The 16746-nt window shown below is 72.7% G+C and carries 9 protein-coding genes; 5 read left to right on the top strand and 4 right to left on the bottom strand.

All coding sequences use genetic code 11. From position 1 onward, the window contains the following. Positions 1 to 6870, bottom strand: a complete 6870-nt coding sequence (locus P3T29_RS14625) for a type I polyketide synthase (protein ID WP_280716855.1) — start codon at positions 6868 to 6870, stop codon at positions 1 to 3. Positions 6871 to 7423: 553 nt separating this feature from the next. Between P3T29_RS14625 and P3T29_RS14620 the strand changes: the two genes are divergently transcribed. Continuing rightward, positions 7424 to 9067, top strand: a complete 1644-nt coding sequence (locus P3T29_RS14620; protein ID WP_280716854.1) for an APC family permease — start codon at positions 7424 to 7426, stop codon at positions 9065 to 9067. Between the two features lie 104 nt (positions 9068 to 9171). On the opposite strand, the gene P3T29_RS14615 is transcribed toward P3T29_RS14620, so the two are convergent. Continuing rightward, entirely contained in the window at positions 9172 to 10518 is a 1347-nt protein-coding gene (locus tag P3T29_RS14615) for a S53 family peptidase (RefSeq protein ID WP_348532832.1), read from the bottom strand. Between the two features lie 348 nt (positions 10519 to 10866). Here P3T29_RS14615 and P3T29_RS14610 point away from each other — a divergent pair, with 348 nt between their 5' ends. The 4 genes from P3T29_RS14610 to P3T29_RS14595 are packed head-to-tail and all read left to right on the top strand — an operon-like array spanning position 10867 to position 15374. After that, complete coding sequence (locus P3T29_RS14610; protein ID WP_280716852.1) at positions 10867 to 11883, top strand: GlxA family transcriptional regulator; 1017 nt, start codon at positions 10867 to 10869, stop codon at positions 11881 to 11883. Beyond that, positions 11880 to 13727, top strand: a complete 1848-nt coding sequence (locus P3T29_RS14605) for a thiamine pyrophosphate-binding protein (RefSeq protein WP_280716851.1) — start codon at positions 11880 to 11882, stop codon at positions 13725 to 13727. The genes P3T29_RS14610 and P3T29_RS14605 overlap by 4 nt, the downstream gene beginning before the upstream one ends. Further along, a complete protein-coding gene (locus P3T29_RS14600) occupies positions 13699 to 14352 on the top strand; it encodes an SRPBCC family protein (RefSeq protein ID WP_280716850.1) in 654 nt (217 codons plus the stop codon). The genes P3T29_RS14605 and P3T29_RS14600 overlap by 29 nt, the downstream gene beginning before the upstream one ends. Next, positions 14349 to 15374: a ketoacyl-ACP synthase III family protein gene (locus P3T29_RS14595; RefSeq protein WP_280716849.1), complete on the top strand. Its 1026-nt coding sequence runs from the start codon at positions 14349 to 14351 to the stop codon at positions 15372 to 15374. Before P3T29_RS14600 ends, P3T29_RS14595 begins: the two co-directional genes overlap by 4 nt. Positions 15375 to 15602: 228 nt before the next feature. Here P3T29_RS14595 and infA read toward each other — a convergent pair whose 3' ends face one another. Both infA and P3T29_RS14585 read right to left on the bottom strand, forming a co-directional pair. After that, entirely contained in the window at positions 15603 to 15827 is a 225-nt protein-coding gene (gene infA, locus P3T29_RS14590) for a translation initiation factor IF-1 (protein ID WP_280716848.1), read from the bottom strand. Positions 15828 to 15845: 18 nt separating this feature from the next. Then, the gene (locus tag P3T29_RS14585) at positions 15846 to 16679 is read right to left on the bottom strand and encodes a GNAT family N-acetyltransferase (RefSeq protein ID WP_280716847.1); all 834 of its coding nucleotides are present in this window, start codon (positions 16677 to 16679) and stop codon (positions 15846 to 15848) included. Positions 16680 to 16746: the final 67 nt, after the last annotated feature.

The following is a 16746-nucleotide window of genomic DNA, read 5'->3' as shown; positions in this document are numbered from 1 at the left end:
TCACCAGCCCGAGGCGGTGTAGACCACGGACCGCACCGACCGCTCGCCCCAGGCGAGTTCGCGCAGCAGCGCGAGCGTGCCCGCATCCGGGTCGATCAGCCGGACGCCCCGCCGGACGTAGTCCCGGGCCAACTCCTCGGAGACCATGCCGCCATGCGCGCCGGAGGGGGCCCACGGACCCCAGTGCACGGTCAGCGCCCGGCGTCCGGTGCGGGTCGCCCAGCGGGCGCCCAGCTCCTCCAGCGCGTCGTTGGCCGCCGCGTAGTCGGCCTGGCCACGGTTGCCCAGCGCAGCGGCGATGCTGCCGAAGAGCACCGTGAACTGCGGCCCGGCCGGCAGCTCGGCCAGCGCGTCCAGCAGTGCGCGGGCGCCGTCGGCCTTGGTGGCGAAGACCCGCCGGAAGGACTCCGGGTCCTTCTCGGCGAGCACCTTGTCCTCGATCACGCCCGCCGCGTAGACGACACCGTCCAGCCGGCCGTACTCGGCGTACACCTCCTTGACCACCTGCCGCAGCGCCGCCGGATCGGCCGCGTCCACGGCCCGGTAGCGTGCCTGCGAGCCGAGCGCCGACAACTCGTCGAGGGTCGCGGCGACTTCGCGTCCGGCCAGCAGCCGGGAGGCGGCGAAGTCGATCTCGGGCAGCCGCACACCCTGCCGGGCGAGCACGGCCCGCAGCGCGGACCGGTCCCGGGCGGCGGCCGTCACCGGGTCCTCAGGGCCCTCGGGCGGCGTGGTGCGGCCCAGCAGCTCCAGCCGGCACCGGCCGGCCGAGGCGAGCGTCGCCGCGAACCGCGCGGTGATCCCGCGCGCCCCGCCGACCAGCAGCACCACGGCCTCCCGGTCCAGTCCCAGCGCGGCGGCCTCGGCCACCCCGTCACCGGCCGGGCCCGCCCCGGTGCTGCCGAGCAGCCCGAGACCACGCTCCGCGAGCGCGAGGCCCCGGCGTCCGGACGGCCCGCGCAGCACCACCGGCTCGCGGTCCTCGGCCGTCAGTTCGCCGAGCAGCGCCTCGGCGGCCTGCGCCGGGTCGGCCGCATCCACCTCGAGCAGCCGTACCGTGGTGTCCGGGTACTCGCGGGCGAGCGTACGGAACAACCCGCGCAGCCCGTCGGCCCTACCATCGGCGGACGGCAGTGCCGGCCGGGCGGCGAGCAGCCATCTGGGCGCGCGGGCCAGCGCCGCCTGCAGCGCCGGCACGCACCCCGGCAGCACCGGCGCGCCGTGCTCGGCGAGCGGGTCCAGCAGCAGCACGCCATCCAACGGGCCGTCGAGCGACGACAGTTCGTGCGTCGCACCCACGGCCAGCAGCTGCGCACCGGCCGAGGCGAAGCGGGCGGCGAGCGCCTGGGCGACTCCGTGGCCGTCCTCGCCCAGGACGGCGAAGCGCTTGCCCGCCAGCGCCTCCGGCGTGCGGGCGGGCAGCGCCGCGAGCGCCACCGGCTCGAACTCCAGGCGTACGGGCTCGTGGCCCCGGACGGGCTCGTGGCCTTCGACCGCCGGGGGCACTGCCACTCCCGACTCGGGCACCACGACTGCCGGTGCGACCACCGGTGCCGCTTCGGGCAGTTGGGCGGGTTCGAGGCGGGTGGTGAGCCAGGCGGTGATGGCGGCGGCCGTGCGGGCGCGGGAGAGTTCCTCCACCTCCTCGTCGGCGAGGGTGCCCAGGTCGGGCCCGTCGGCGAGGCGGCGGGCGAGTTGGCCGATGATCTCGGTGCGCTTGATGGAGTCGATGCTGAGGTCGGCTTCGAGATCCAGGTCGGGTTCGATCATGTCGGCGGGGTAGCCCGTGCGTTCGCTGATCACCTCGACCACCACACGCAGCACGTCGTCCGCGCCGAACGAAGGCGCGGCGGACGGTGCAGTGGCGGTGACCACCACCGGCTCCACCGGAACCACCGCGAGCGGCTCCGGCGCCAAAGGCACCGAAGCCACCAGCGCACGCACGGGCGCAGGCGCGGGCGCGGCGCCCGTCGCACCGAGGTACGTCATCAGCACGTCCCGTTGAGCCGCGATCAGTTCACGGCTGCTCCGCAGGAACTCCGAGACCAGGGCGTCCGAGTTCCCACCGTCCGAATGCGGTACCTGCGTCGTCATCAGAGCCTCCGGTACGGGTCGGGCCGGTGCCAGTGCACCGGGCAGCAGTTCTCCGGCGGCGGTGCGTACCAGCTGCCCGTCCACCGTCCAGCCGGGCCTGCGCGGTGCCCGCGCCCGGCCCGCGTCCACCGCGTCGCGGCCCCGGAACAGCCGGTCGGTCCGGACCGGGACGCCCGCGACGGCCAGTGCGGCCAGCGCGTCGAGGAAGCCGGGCAGGCCGCGCCGACGCCCCTCGACGGGCACCGCCCGGTGCGGACGGTCGCCGAGTACCGCCGTCACCAGCCGGGTCAGCACCGACCCAGGACCGGCCTCGACGAACACCCGGGCGCCCGCCTCGTACATCGCCTCGATCTGCTCGACGAACCGCACCGGCGCGCCGATCTGTGCCTCCAACCCGGCCCGTACCGCCGCCGGGTCGGCCGGGTAGGCGGCCGCCGTCCGGTTCGAGAAGACCGGGAACTCCGGTGCCCGTACCGGACGGGCGGCCAGCGCCTCGGCGAAGCGCTCGCCCGCGCCCGCCACCAGCGGGCTGTGGAAGGCGCACGCGACCGGCAGCCGCGTCACCCCGTACCCGGCCTCGCGCAGCAGCCCGGTCGCGGTCGCCACCTCCGGCGTCGGGCCGGACACCACCGTCTGCCGGGGCGAGTTGTGGTTCGCCGCCACCACGCGTCCGACCAACCCGGCTGCGGCCAGCACCCGTTCGACGTCCTCGGCACCGGCCGTCACGGCCGCCATCGCACCGGGGTCCTCCCCCTCGCCGACCGCGTCCAGGATGGCCCGTGCCCGCTCGGCGCCGAGCGCCGGCAGGTCCTCGGCGGCCAGCGCCCCGGCCGCACAGAGCGCGACCAGCTCGCCGTAGCTGTGGCCGCCCGCGAGCTGTGGACGTACCCCGGCCAGGCCCAGCAGCTCGTACGCCGCGAGGCCGACCATGCCCAGGACGGGCTGCGCCACCCTGGTGTCCGTCACGGCCGCGCGCTGCGCCTCCCGGGTCTCGGGGGTGAAGGCCAGCGGCGGGTACAGCGCGTCGGCGTCCGACCCACCCAGCCGCAGGTGGCGCCGCACGCCGGGGAACGCCGCGAGGAGTTCCGCGAACATCCCCGGCCGCTGGCTGCCCTGCCCGGGGAAGAGGAACGCGACCGCGCCGCCGACGGCCTCGCCGTCGGCCAGGTGCAGCCCGTCCGCCGGGCTGTGCTCCCCCGCCGTGGCCCGGTGCAGCAGCCGGATCAGCTCGGCCGGGTCGGAGGCCACCACCGCGACCTGTACCGGGCCGTGGCCCTGCTCGGCGCGCCGCGAGGCGGCCAGCGCCAGGTCACGCAGCCGCCAGGGCGAACCGTCCGCCTCCGCCAGCCGCAGCAGCTCCGCCACGCCGCGCAGCGCCCGCTCCCGGTCGGCCCCCCGGAAGGTGAACAGCTCGGCCGGCCACTCCTGCAGGCCGTGCGCCGGCTGCGGCCCGTCGTAACCCCGCAGGACCGCGTGGAAGTTGGTGCCGCCGAAGCCGAACGCGCTGACACCCGCGACTCGTTCGGCCGACGGAGCGGCCCACGGTCGGGCCTCGGCGTGGAAGGCGAACGGGCTGGTGGCGGGCTGCCAGGCCGGGTTCGGCTGCTCCAGGTGCAGGGTGGGCGGCTTGATGCCGGTGTGCAGTGCCAGCGACGCCTTGATCAGACCCGCCAGCCCCGCCGCGCACTTGGTGTGCCCGATCTGCGACTTCACCGAACCCAGCGCGCAACTCCCGGGCGTGGCACCGGCCTCCGCGAACACCTCGCTCAGCACGGCCAGTTCGGTACGGTCGCCGACCACCGTCCCGGTGCCGTGCGCCTCGACCAGCCCGACCTCGGCCGGTCCGATCCCGGCGCTGCGGTACGCCCGCTCCAGCGCCAGCCGCTGCCCCTCGGGCCGGGGTGCCGTCAGGCCCAGCGACCGGCCGTCGCTCGCGCTGCCGACCCCCTGGACGACGGCGTACACCCGGTCGCCATCCCGTTCGGCGTCCGCCAGCCGTTTCAGCACCAGGCAGCCCACGCCCTCGCCGAGCGCGATGCCGTCCGCCGACGCGTCGAACGGGCGGGACCGGCCGGTCGGCGAGAGCGCGTGCACCGAGGCGAAGAGCAGGAAGTCGTTGATCCCGTTGTGCAGGTCGGCGCCGCCGCAGAGCGCCAAGTCACTGGTACCGGCGGCAAGTTCCTTGCAGGCCACGTCCAGCGCGGCGAGCGAGGACGCGCAGGCCGCGTCCACCGTGAAGTTGGCGCCACCCAGGTCCAGCCGGTTGGCGATCCGCCCCGAGATGACGTTGGAGAGCATGCCGGGGAAGGAGTCCTCGGTGATCTTGGGCAGCTGCTCGGCGATCGCCTCCGGCACCTTGCCCAGGTAGGCCGGCAGCACCGCCCCCAGCACGCCCGCGTTCGACAGGTCGCTGCCCGCCTCCGCACCGAACACCACACTGGTACGCGAGCGGTCGAACGCCCGGCCACCGTCCCCGGCGGCGCCGCCGTCGTACCCGGCGTCCACCAGCGCGCGACGCGCCGCCTCCAGCGCCAGCAGCTGCACCGGCTCGATGCTGCCGAGCGCGGCGGGCGGGATGCCGTAGCTCAGCGGGTCGAACGGGATCTGCGGCAGGAAGCCGCCCCACTTGGACGGTGTGGTGCCCGGCCCGCCGTCGGCCGAGTGGTAGAGCGCCGGGTCCCAGCGCTCGGGCGGCACCTCCGTCACCGCGTCCACGCCGCCCACCACGTTCGCCCAGAACGCGGGCAGGTCGGGGGCCTGCGGGAACATCCCCGCCATGCCGATCACCGCGATCTCCAGTGGCGCGGGTACGGGCTCCGCCTCGACGTCCGGCGCCAGTCGCGCCGTCAGCTCGGCGGCCCTGGCGGCCAGCAGCGCGGCCGCGCCGGTGCTGACCGCCGCGTGCAGCTCGGCCAGCGTCGTGGTGGCCGAGCGCAGGACGGCGACCTGCCCGGCCATGAACATGCCCCGCTCCAGCTGCTCCTGCTCGTCCACCCCGGCGAGTTCCCCCGCCACCCGGTCGACGCCCTTGCTGGCGATCCGCAGCCGGCCGACGTTCAGTCGCTCCAGCTGCTCCCAGACCTCCCGGTCCGGCACGCCGTCCGCCCGCAGCCGTTCCCGGGTCCGCTCGAACTCCGCCGTGAAGGGGCTCGCGACACACCGGGTGGCGTGCCCGGGCGCCGTCTGCAGCAGCTCCGTCCCGCTTGCCGCCAGCACCTGCCGCTGGAACTGCGCCTGTACCGCGCCGTGTTCGACCGCCTCTTCGGTGAACAGGTACGCCGTGCCCATCAGCAGCCCGGCCGCCACCCCCCGGCCCGCCAGCGGTGCGGCCAGCGCCGCCACCATCGCCGCCGACCGTTCGTCGTGCACGCCGCCCGCGAACAGCACCTCGACCTGCGGCCGGTCCCGGGCTTCGGCCAGGAAGTCCGCCAGCACGGCCAACTGCACCTCCCAGAGCGGGAAGCTGTGCCGGGGCCCGACATGGCCGCCGCACTCCGAGCCCTCGAAGACGAACCTGCGGGCCCCGTCGTCCAGGAACTGCTTCAGCAGGCCCGGGGAAGGCACGTGCAGGAAGGTCCGGATGCCCGCCTCCTCCAGCACCCTGGCCTGGGACGGACGACCGCCCGCGATCACCGCATGGGTGGGGCGGGCCCCCAACACCTCCGCCAGCTGGGCGCTCCGCACCTCCTCCGGAGCGAATCCCAACACCCCTACGCCCCAAGGGCGTCCGCCGATGGCGGCGGCGCTCTGCGCGAGCAGCTCCCGAGTCTGCTCCGGGTCGGCCAGCGCCAGCGCCACGAACGGCAGCGCGCCTGCGGCGGCCACCGCCGCCGCGAAACCCGGCTGGTCGCTCACCCTGGTCATCGGGCCCTGCGCCACGGGCAGTTCGGTACCCAGCGCCTCGCTCAACGGCGCCCCCGACCCGAGCAGCGCCGTCGCCGCACCCGGTACGGCCATCGCCCGCAGCCCGTCCAGCACTGCCTCCCGGACGGCCCGTACCACCCCGCCGACCGTTCTCCAGCGCTCGGCGAATCTGGCCGCGAGTGCGCCGTCCTGACCGATCATCAACTGATGGTCAATCAGTGATTCACCGGGCACCTTACGCAGCAGCACCCGCTGCGAGTCGACGACGGTCGTCTCGGATCCGTCCATACCGCGTACGGCCGCCGCGATCTCCTGCGGCACCGCCGACTCGGCCAGCAGCGCGAGTTGGCTGTCCAACACCACTCCGGCCGCCCCGCCGGCGACCGCCGCCGCCGCCGTGTACAGGCCGACCCCACCGCAGGCCCACACCGGCAGCTCGATCTCCGGCGCGTTCAGCAACTGCTGCAGCAGGACGAAGGTGCTCAACTCGCCGACCCGCCCGCCGCTCTCGCTGCCACGCGCGATCAGCCCGTGGGCTCCGGCACGGGCTGCGGCCACTGCCTGCCCCAGATCGGTGACCTCGGCCAGCAGACGGTACTCACCGGCCAGTTCGGCGAGTTCCCAGCCGGGGATGTCCACGGCCAGCACGAGGGTGTCCGGCCTCGCACCGCCGGGAGAGCGCAGCTCCCCGGGGGAGAGCCGGCAGCCCGGGCCGACTCGGACGCCGAACCGGCCGGCGAACCGCTCGTGCAGTGTGGCGAGTTCCTCGCGCGAGCGTCGATCGCCCACACCGAGATCCAGCACCCCCAACGCGCCCGCGCGGCACACGGCCTCGGCGAGCCCGGCGTCCGGTTGGCAGAAGGGTGTTATCCCGACGACGAGGTCGGTCAGCAGCGGTGGCGTGGGCCTCATGGGCTCTCCGGGTGTGAGTCTGACGGCGCGACAGGGGCACGAGCGACTCTCGGTGCAGCGCGTCGCGACGCACCCCCTGCGTACTGAGGCACCCTCGCGCGATTCCGCTGTCCGGTTGTAGATTGACGCTACCGACGGGTAGTGCCTGCCAGGTTAAGCCCAAGTTGCGCGTACATGTCAAGACCATTGGCATACACCACCGCACCGCCTCACCACGTTAACGACCGCCGGATCGCGATCAGTTGGCGTGGCCCGACGCACGCTCTGCGGCGGCCCCGACGGGGACCGCCGCCCGCGCCGCGACGGCCAGGCCACCACCGCCGGAGCACAGCGCCACGTGCCCGGGCCACCACGACGCGACTCGCTCAACGGACACGAGAAGGCAACAATCGGACGATTTGAGCTTTCTATGAGCATTCGACCCCCTTTCGTCACCTAACCTGCTCGAGTTGTCCGGCCCAGGACGCGCCGCCGCGCGCCCTGGGCCGGGCCACGGCAGGACCCGACCGGGCCACCCGACCGGCCGGGGAGGACAAGACGGAGGACAGATACGTTGAGCGCGCCCGAGCCGACGACGGCGTCCCATCAGCACTTCCGCCGCTCGCTCGGCACGATCAGCCTGACGGCCGTCGGCCTCGGCTCGATCATCGGCTCCGGCTGGCTGTTCGGCGCCGAACGCGCCGCCCGGCTGGCCGGTCCCGCCGCGATCGTCGCGTGGGTGATCGGTGCCGTGGTGGCGCTGACCATCGCCCTCACCTACAGCGAGCTGGGCTCGATGTTCCCCAAGGCCGGCGGCATGGTCCGGTACGGCCAGTACTCGCACGGCTCGCTGGCCGGCTACCTGGCGGCGTGGGCCAACTGGATCGCCATCGTCTCGGTGATCCCCGGTGAGGCCACCGCGTCCGTCACGTACATGAGTTCCTGGCACTTCGGCTGGGCCCACCAGCTCTACGACGGCAAGCAACTCACGGTAACCGGCGTGGCGTTGGCGAGCGTGCTGCTGGTCTTCTACTTCGTGCTGAACTGGTTCGCCATCACGCTGTTCGCCAAGACCAACACCGCCATCACCGTCTTCAAGCTGGTCGTCCCCGCCCTGACGGCCGGCAGCCTGTTCCTGGCGCACTTCGACAGCCACCGGCTGACCGGCAACGGCGGCTTCGCCCCGAACGGCTGGAGCGCCGTGTTCACGGCGGTCGCCACCTCCGGCATCGTCTGGGCGTACAACGGCTTCCAGTCCCCGCTGAACCTGGCCGGTGAGGCCCGCAACCCCGGCAAGTCGCTGCCGAAGGCCGTGATCGGCTCGATCGCGATCGCGCTGGTGATCTACATCGCGCTGCAGGTCGCCTTCATCGGCGCCATCCCGGCGGACGGCCTGGCGCACGGCTGGGGCGGGCTCGACTACAAGTCCCCGCTGGCCGACCTCTCGATCGCCTGGGGCCTCAACTGGCTTGCCCTGCTGCTCTACTCGGACGCCTTCATCTCGCCGAGCGGCACCGGCATGATCTACGCCGCCACCACCTCGCGCATGATCCACGGCGTACAGGAGAACGGGCACCTCCCGTCCATCTTCGGCCGGGTGGACCCCAGGACCGGTGTCCCGCGCCCCGCACTCCTGCTCAACCTGCTGATCGCCTTCCTCTTCCTCGCGGTCTTCCGTGGCTGGGGATCGCTCGCCGAGATCGTCTCGGTCGCCACGGTGATCTCGTACGTCACCGGCCCGGTCGCCGTGATGGCGCTGCGCCGCCTCGCCCCCGACCTGCCCCGCCCGGTGAAGCTGCGCGCGATGCCGGTGATCGCCCCGATCGCCATGGTCTTCGGCTCACTGGTGCTGTACTGGGCCCGCTGGCCGCTCACCGGCAAGGTCATCCTGCTGATGGCGGCCGGCCTGCCGATCTGGGCCTGGTACGAACTGCGCAAGCCATGGGCCGAGTTGAAGCCCCATCTGCTGGCCGGCGCCTGGATGGTCGCATACCTGTTCGTGATGGCCGGCGTCTCCTGGGCGGGTGGCAAGGCGTACGGCGGCCAGGGCTACCTGCCGCAGGGCTGGGACCTGCTGGTGGTCGCGCTGATCGCCCTGGCGTTCTACCGCTGGGGCGTGGCGAGCGCCTGGTCGAACCCGTCGCTCGCCGAGGTCCGGCAGGAGCTCGCCGCCGCCACCGACGACCGGGCGGACGAGCCGGAGCCGGCCCGGGCCTGACCCGACGCGCTTCAGCGAGCCGACACGCGAGCCGACGCACGTACGAGCCCGCGCGGGGTCCGAACCCCGCGCGGGCTGTCGCGTACCCGGACGTACCGGGAGGGTCAGTGCCGGTGGGCGAGGGCTGCGACGAGCCCGGTGGCGTCGAGGGTGCCCACGCCGGTCGCCTGGTCGTAACCCGGGCCTGCGGTGTAGCCGTTCGGGCCGGTGGAGCCGGTGGTCACGTCGACGAGGCCGGGCGAGTGCTGGGCGTACAGGCGGTAGAGGTCGTTGTCGATCACGCCGAGCCGGTGCCCGGCCGCCTGGTCGGCGAGCGCGACCACGGCGGCGAACAGCGGCGAGGACTCGCTGGTGCCCGCGCCGTCCGCCGTCCAGCCGGTGTTGGCAGGGTCGAAGCTCGAGTACAGCCAGAGCGCGCCGTTGGGCGAGCCCGCCATGCTGACGTCCGGGGTGCCCCGGTGCGTACCGACCACCGAGCGCGCCGGGTTCTGGTACCCCGGCCGGGCGAAGACCTTGGAGAGCTCACCGCCGCTGCCCGACCAGGCGGAGTCCGGCGCGGTGCGGACGCCCTGGTCGTTCAGGTGCAGCTCGGTGCCGCCGACGGCGGTGACCAGCGGGTCGCCCGCAGGCCAGGCCGCGTCCAGCTTGGTCGAGTCGCCGCCGCCGTCGCCGGAGCTGGCGGTGAGCGTGACCCCGTGCCGGGCGGCGTTGACGAAGGCGTAGCGCAGCGTGGTGAGGCTGGTGTAGTCGCCCACGTCGAATCCGGGGAACATGGCCTCGCTGGTGGCCCAGCTCATCGAGACCACGTCCGCCTGGCCCGCGTCGACCAGGTGGTTGATGCCGCTCATCATCTCGGGGACGCCGACCGGGCCCTCGGTCTCGGACACGCCGGTCTCCAGGAGCACGATGTGCGCGCCCGGCGCCACGGCGTGGGCCGCCTCGACATCGAGCGTGCTCTCACTCGCCCACCCGTCCATGTCGGCGTTCTTGGGGTCGAAGGCCGGCACCTGACCCCACTTCACCACCTCCACCTGACTGCTGGGCAGGCCCCACTGTGCGGAGTAGACGTCCAGGTCGTGCTGGATCGTCGGTGACCCGTAGGAGTCGACGATCACGATCGTCCGGCCCTGGCCGGTGATCCCCGCGCGGTACAGCGGGTCGAGGTTGTACGCCGTGCGGTACTGGAGCGGCGAATAGCAGGCGCGCTGGAACTGGCTGACGCAGTCGCTGGTGGAGATCGGCGCGGCCAGCACCGGATCGCCCGCCGAGGCCGGCCGAATCGCCCGCAACGGGCCCGAGGCCATCGCGGGCACCGCCCGGTGCGCCGCCACGACCGGCGACAGTGCGACGGCACCGGGCACCGAAGGCGCCGCCGGTACCGCAGGCACCAGGGCGAGCGTGAACGCACCGGCCGCCGCAGCGGTGACGGCGAGTCGCAGGCGTGCGGACATCGACATTTCGTGACCCCTCGGAGAGTGGGCGGTCCGGGGCGGCATCGCCGTACGGGCGACGTCACGCCGGAGCCTCATGACGGGAGCAGGACAAGGCCTCACCCTAGAAGGCGGAGTGATGACCTGACGAGAGGCAGATCAAGCCAGCCCGCCCGGAACCGCGCCCTCCCCCCGGATGCGCTGCGATGACCGCCGACCCTGACGAGCAGAGTGGACATGACATGTCTCACACCGAAAGGTGACTCACCGTCAACATGCCTGATCGGACAGGGTCCGACCCCGATCGGTGGCCGAATTCGTCAACAAGCCGTCATTGCCGCCATCCCGCGCTGCCTACAGGCTGTGACGGTGTCCCAGCGACGTGTGGTTGTGGTGGTCTATTCCGGTGCGCAGGCACTGGACATATCGGGACCGATCGAGGTGTTCGACACCGTGAATCGGCAGTTGGCAGGAGTGGGTACCGGCTATCGGATCGAGTTCGTCTCCGCCGACGCGCCACTGGTCCGCACGTCCTCGGGCATGGTGATCGAGGCCGAACCGCTCGACACGGGCGACGGACCGATCGACACCCTGCTCGTCCCCGGCGGCTGGAGCCTCAAGGAGGCCCTGGGCAACCGGGAGTTGGTGTCGTGGATCGGCAAGGCGGCCGACCGGTCACGCCGGGTCGCGTCCGTCTGCGGCGGGGCGTTCCTGCTGGCCGAAGCGGGCCTGCTGCGCGGGCGGCGCGCCACCACGCACTGGGCGTTCTGCGAGGAGATGGCCCGCCGCTACCCGGACGTGACGGTGGATCCCGAGCCGATCTTCGTCTGGGACGGCCGGTTCGTGACCTCGGCCGGGGTGGCGACCGGGATAGACATGGCCCTCGCGCTGGTGGAGGCCGACCACGGTGCGGCGGCCGCGCTGGAGACGGCGCGGTTCCTGGTCCTGTTCTTCAAGCGGAACGGCGGGCAGTCCCAGTTCAGTTCGATCCTGGAGGCCCAACTCGCCGACCGGCCTCCGGTCCGCGCCGCGCAGGAGTGGATCCTGCAGCACCTCGAACAACCGCTGCCCGTACCGGAGATCGCCGAGCGCGCCAACATGAGCCTGCGCAACTTCGCCCGGGTCTTCCGCCGCGAGGTCGGCGTTCCCCCCGGCCAGTACATCGAACAGATGCGCATCTCGCAGGCCCGGAAACTGCTGGAGACCACCGACCTGCCGGTCGGCCAGATCGCCCGCTGCTGCGGATTCCCGGCCCCCGAGACCTTCTTCCGCTCGTTCGGCCGGGCCTTCGAAGTGACCCCGAACGAGTACCGCCGCCGCTTCCAGGCCATCTCGCCGTCCGGGCTCATCGTGCTGCCCGACCTGGCGGAGAGGAGTTCCACGTGACTTCCGAGGTACGACCGGCGGCCAGGGTGCGACAGGCCCCCGACCTACGCCTGCCCGACAGGATACGACCGGTCTCCGAGACACAACTGCCCGCCAAGGTAGGACCGGTCTCCGGCACACAACTGCCCGCCAAGGTGCGACTCGTCGACTACCTGGCGGGAGCGCTGGCCGGAGACGGTGTCAGGCACGTGTTCGGCGTCGGTGGCGCGAACATCGAGGATCTGTACGACGCCCTCCACGCCACCGACGGGGTGATCCGCGCCGTCGTGGCCAAGCACGAGTTCTCGGCCGCCACCATGGCGGACGGACACGCCCGGGCCACCGGGCGGATCGGTGTCGTCGCGGCCACCTCCGGCGGCGGCGCGGTGAATCTCCTGCCCGGGCTGGCGGAGTCGTACGCCTCGCGGGTGCCGGTGCTGGCCCTGGTGGGACAGCCGCCCACCGGGTCGGCGGGGCGCGGGGCGTTCCAGGACTCCAGTGGCAAGGGGGGATCGCTCGACGCGCAGCGGCTGTTCGCGCCCGTCAGCCGGTTCTGCGCCGTGGTCCAGGACCCGGACTCGCTACCGGAGTTGCTGGCCCAGGCACTCGCGGCGGCCCGGACCGAGCCGCCGGGCCCGGCGGTGCTCCTGCTGCCCAAGGACGTACAGCAGGCCCTGATCGACCCACCCCGGCCGACGCCGCCGACCGCCCCCGCCGAACCACCGATCCGGCTGCCACACCGGGCGGTGGAGCTGCTCCGGAGCGCCCGGACGGTACTGGTCATCGCCGGCGAAGGCGTGGCGTCCTCGGACGCCCGGGCGGAGCTGGCCGAGGTGGCGGGGCGGCTCGGCGCCTGGGTGGCCGTCACCCCGGACGCCAAGGACGTGTTCCACAACGACGACCCCCGGTTCGCGGGGGTGGCCGGGGTGATGGGCCACCAGAACGTCACGGACTGCCTGCGGCGGGCGGACCTGTGCCTGCTCGTCGGCACCAGACTGCCGGACCTGGCCCGCGCCGGACTGGACGCAGCCCTGGCCGGAACACCGGTCATCTGCATCGATCCCGAGCCGCCGTTCGTACCCGGGATCGCCCTGCCGGACGGCGTCCGGGACACCCTGCGCGCGGTGGCCGAGCTGCTCGGCCCGCACCCGCGCCCGGCACCCGAGCACGCCGGACCCGCGCCGCGACCGACACCCCGGACGGGTCACGGCACCACCTCCTACGCCGCAGCGGTGGCCGCCGTCGAGGCCGCGCTGCCACCGGACGCCCACGTCTTCGTCGACGCCGGAAACGCCGGGGCCAGCGCGATCCACCTGCTGCCGGCCCCGCGCCACGGCCGCTTCGTGGTGGCCGTCGGCATGGGCGGCATGGGGTACACCTTCGGCGCCGGCATCGGCGCGGCGCTCGCCACCGGACGGCGCACCTACGTGATCGCCGGTGACGGGGCGTTCTTCATGCACGGGATGGAGGTGCACACCGCCGTCGAGTACGCGGCGCCCGTCACCTTCGTGATCTTCAACAACAACGCGCACGCCATGTGCGCCACCCGCGAGCACCTGTACCTCGGAGCGCCGCACCCCAGCAACCTGTTCCGCCCGGCGGACATCGCCGCCGGCGTCGCAGCCATGTTCCCCGCGCTGGAGGTGACCCGGGCCGACGACGGCGCGCAGCTGCACCGGGCCCTGCTGCGCTCCAACACGACCGGCGGCCCGGCGTTCGTCGCGCTCGACTTCGACCCCGCCGAGACACCGCCGTTCCTTCCGTTCCTGTCCTTCCTGTCCGTCCCGAGCACCATTGGCACCGGCCCGAGGCCGGCCCAGACCGAGGAGACCACGCATGACCACGGACCCGTACGAGTCGGTTGACGTCCCCGGCCTGACCAGGGTGGAGAACACCGATCTGCAGCAACTGCTGGCCCTCTGCGCCGAGTTGACCCGTCCGGCCTACCCGCACCAGGAGGTGTTCGGGCAGTACTGCACCATCCAGACCTACGTCGACTGCCCGCCGGAGCAGGCGTACGAGTACCTGAGCCAGGGTCACCACCTGGAGGAGTGGACCTTCAGCCTGCGGAACTTCGCACCCACCGACACCCCGGGCCTGTGGGTCGGGGACGACCGGCTGGAGCAGGACACCAGGATCTACTGCCGGGTGGCGGCCAATCCCGAGGCCATGACGGTGGACTTCCACTGCGCCTGGGACCAGGGCGACGAGCTCTGGATGATCTACCTGATGCGGGTCGTTCCCGCGCAGTCGGTGCTGGGCCGGCCCGGCTCCGTGATCACCTGGACCAACTGCCACCACCCGTACTACGACCAGAACCCCCGCCCCGACCTGGCACCCCGCGCGGACCGGCCGTGGGTGGGCGACTACTGGGACGCCTTCTACGCCGGCCACACGGTGGAGTTGGAGAACCTCAGGGCCATCCTGGAACACCGCCACCTGGGCGGCCTCCCGGTCAGCACCTCTCCGCGCAGCGTGGTCACCCCGTGACCACCGTCAGTCTCACCGACGTGGCCGGCTATCTGCCCGGCGAGCCCGTCCCCGCCGAGTTCTACACCGACTACCCCGGCGCGGAGGACAAGCTCCGCGACAACCCCATGTTCCGGGTCCCGCCGCTACGGCACCATGTGGCCGCCGACGAGACCAACGTCGACATGATCGAACGGGCGGTGCAGCCGCTCATCGATCGGCACGGACCGGACGAGATCCGTTCCGTGGACGTTCTTCTGACGCACAGTCAGCTACCTGACACGCCGTTCATAGGAGCCGGCACGGAGGTCGCGCGCCGACTCGGGCTGAAGCCGAAGTGGCTGATCGACGTGGCCAACGCGGGTTGCGCCTCCTTCATCCAGATGCTCGAACTCGCCCGTACGATCCTCAGCACCACCGACGCGAAGACCGCGCTGATCTGCAACGCCCAGGGCGCCGCCGGCCAGCTCTTCACCCAGTCCGACGTACGCGGGCTCGCCCAGGCCGCCGTCCCCGGCGACGGCTGCGGGGTGGGCTACCTGACCACCTCGGCCGGCTCCCCGGTGCTGGACGTGCTCACCCGGCACATCGGCGACTACGGCGGCGACATGACCGCAGTCCTCGACGACGGCCGCAAGTACTGGGAACCCGGCACGTCCCAACTGCGGATCGGCTTCACCGAAGCCGCCGTCGCCAAGGTCCTGGAACGCGGCAACCGCCTGGTCCCGGAGGTGGTCACCGACCTGTGCCGGCAACTCGCGCTCCCCACCACCGAGATCGACCTGCTCGTGACCAACCAGCCCAACCGCACCTTCCTGCACAACTGGCGGACGGCACTGGGGATTCCGCAGGACCGGCACCCCGACACGTTCGACACCTGCGGGAACATGTTCGGCGCGGCGATCCCCATCACCCTCGACCGCGCCATCCGCTCGGGCCAACTCCGGGACGGCGACCTGGTCGTCCTCGGCGGCTTCGCCCACGCGGGCGACTTCGCCGGCGCAGCCGCGATCCGCTGGGGCGGCGCGGGGGCTGGGGGGTGACCACCCACCCGCCGGACGTGTCGGGCCGCCAGCCGTGCGGGGGCCTCGACCGGGGACTCTCCAGACCACGCCCCGCCGGACAGGTGCCGGTCGGTTCGCGCCGAGGCCGCGCCTGTCCGGAGTCGGGATCAGTCGGTATCGGAGTCCGGCCGGTGGCCGGACTCCGATACCTGTCACGTCAGGCTGCCGGCATGACGGATTTCCGTATCCGGCACGTCAAACCCGCCGCTACGCCCGGTATCGGAAGAGGATCCGGCCGCGGGTGAGGTCGTACGGGGTGAGTTCCACCAGCACCCGGTCGTACGGCAGGATCTTGATGTAGTTCTTCCGGATTTTCCCGCTGATGTGCGCGAGCACCTTGTGCCCGTTGTGGAGCTCCACCTTGAAGGTGGCGTTGCGCAGACATTCGAGGACGATGCCCTCGACTTCGAGGCCTCCTGCTGTTTTTGCCATGTTCTCCCTCTTCTCCGGTCAGTGACCGTGCGGTCGGTCGGGAAGCGAATTCAGCTGACGGAACACCAACTCCAGGTTGCTGCTTGCGCGCTGGGCACCGACGCCGTCGAACAGCGCCGTCGCTGCCGCGTTGGATTCGTTCACGTCGGCCGATGCCGTTTCGAAGCCGGAGCGGCGGAGCGAGCCCAGCGCGTGGGCCAGCAGCGCCCGGGCGATGCCGTGGCGGTGCTGGTCGGCCCGGACTGCGATCAGTCCGATCCGTGGCAACCGGGTCACCGGCGCCACCCGGAGCAGGCCCACGTACTGGCCGGACCGCACTGCCACCGCGTACTTCGACGGGTCCAGCACGGTGGTCCCGTGCGGGCGGGGAAACACCTCGGCGGGCATCTCCTGCCATCCGACGGTGGTCTCGGCCTCCTCGCGAATGGCGCGGTCCAACGCGCGCAGGGGGCCTTCCTCCGCCTCGCCGGCGGGCACGATCGTCACGCCCGACGGCGGTTGCACCGCGTCGAGCCCCGTGACGCGCGGGTCCGTGGGCACGAGGTACTCCCACTCGCGGCGTCGGACTGTGAATCCGACCCGCTCCCAACTGGACGTCAAGTCGCGGTCGCCCTCGTCGACCACCGTGTACAGCGGTTTCGGCAGCTCGGTCAGCATCGCATCGGCGAGCTGGTCGAAGACCGGGCCGTGCCACGCGTCGATGCTGAGGAAGATCCGCCCGTCGGGCCTGGGCAGGACGTCGCCGTGGCCGACCACCTGGTCGTCGGCCAGCGCGTGCCACTCTTGTTCCGCGACCCGCGTGACCACCACCGGGTGCTCGCTCGTGCCCGCAGCGAAATGCACAGTATTCATAGGTGTCTGCCTCTCAGGAGAGCCTTGTGTTCAGGCGCTCCCGGCGACACCTATGTCAGTCGCCCGA

This window comes from Kitasatospora sp. MAP5-34 (assembly GCF_029894335.1).
Lineage (GTDB): Bacteria > Actinomycetota > Actinomycetes > Streptomycetales > Streptomycetaceae > Kitasatospora.
The sequence above is the reverse complement of the archived record's forward strand: the minus strand, read 5'-3'. Positions and strand labels throughout refer to the sequence as shown.

Excerpts from the sequence above, each read along its gene's own strand:
- P3T29_RS14600 (WP_280716850.1), top strand. The coding sequence starts at position 13,699 with ATGACCACGGACCCGTACGAGTCGGTTGACGTCCCCGGCCTGACCAGG.
- P3T29_RS14615 (WP_348532832.1), bottom strand. The coding sequence starts at position 10,518 with ATGTCCGCACGCCTGCGACTCGCCGTCACCGCTGCGGCGGCCGGTGCG.
- P3T29_RS14625 (WP_280716855.1), bottom strand. The coding sequence starts at position 6,870 with ATGAGGCCCACGCCACCGCTGCTGACCGACCTCGTCGTCGGGATAACA.
- infA (WP_280716848.1), bottom strand. The coding sequence starts at position 15,827 with ATGGCAAAAACAGCAGGAGGCCTCGAAGTCGAGGGCATCGTCCTCGAA.
- P3T29_RS14585 (WP_280716847.1), bottom strand. The coding sequence starts at position 16,679 with ATGAATACTGTGCATTTCGCTGCGGGCACGAGCGAGCACCCGGTGGTG.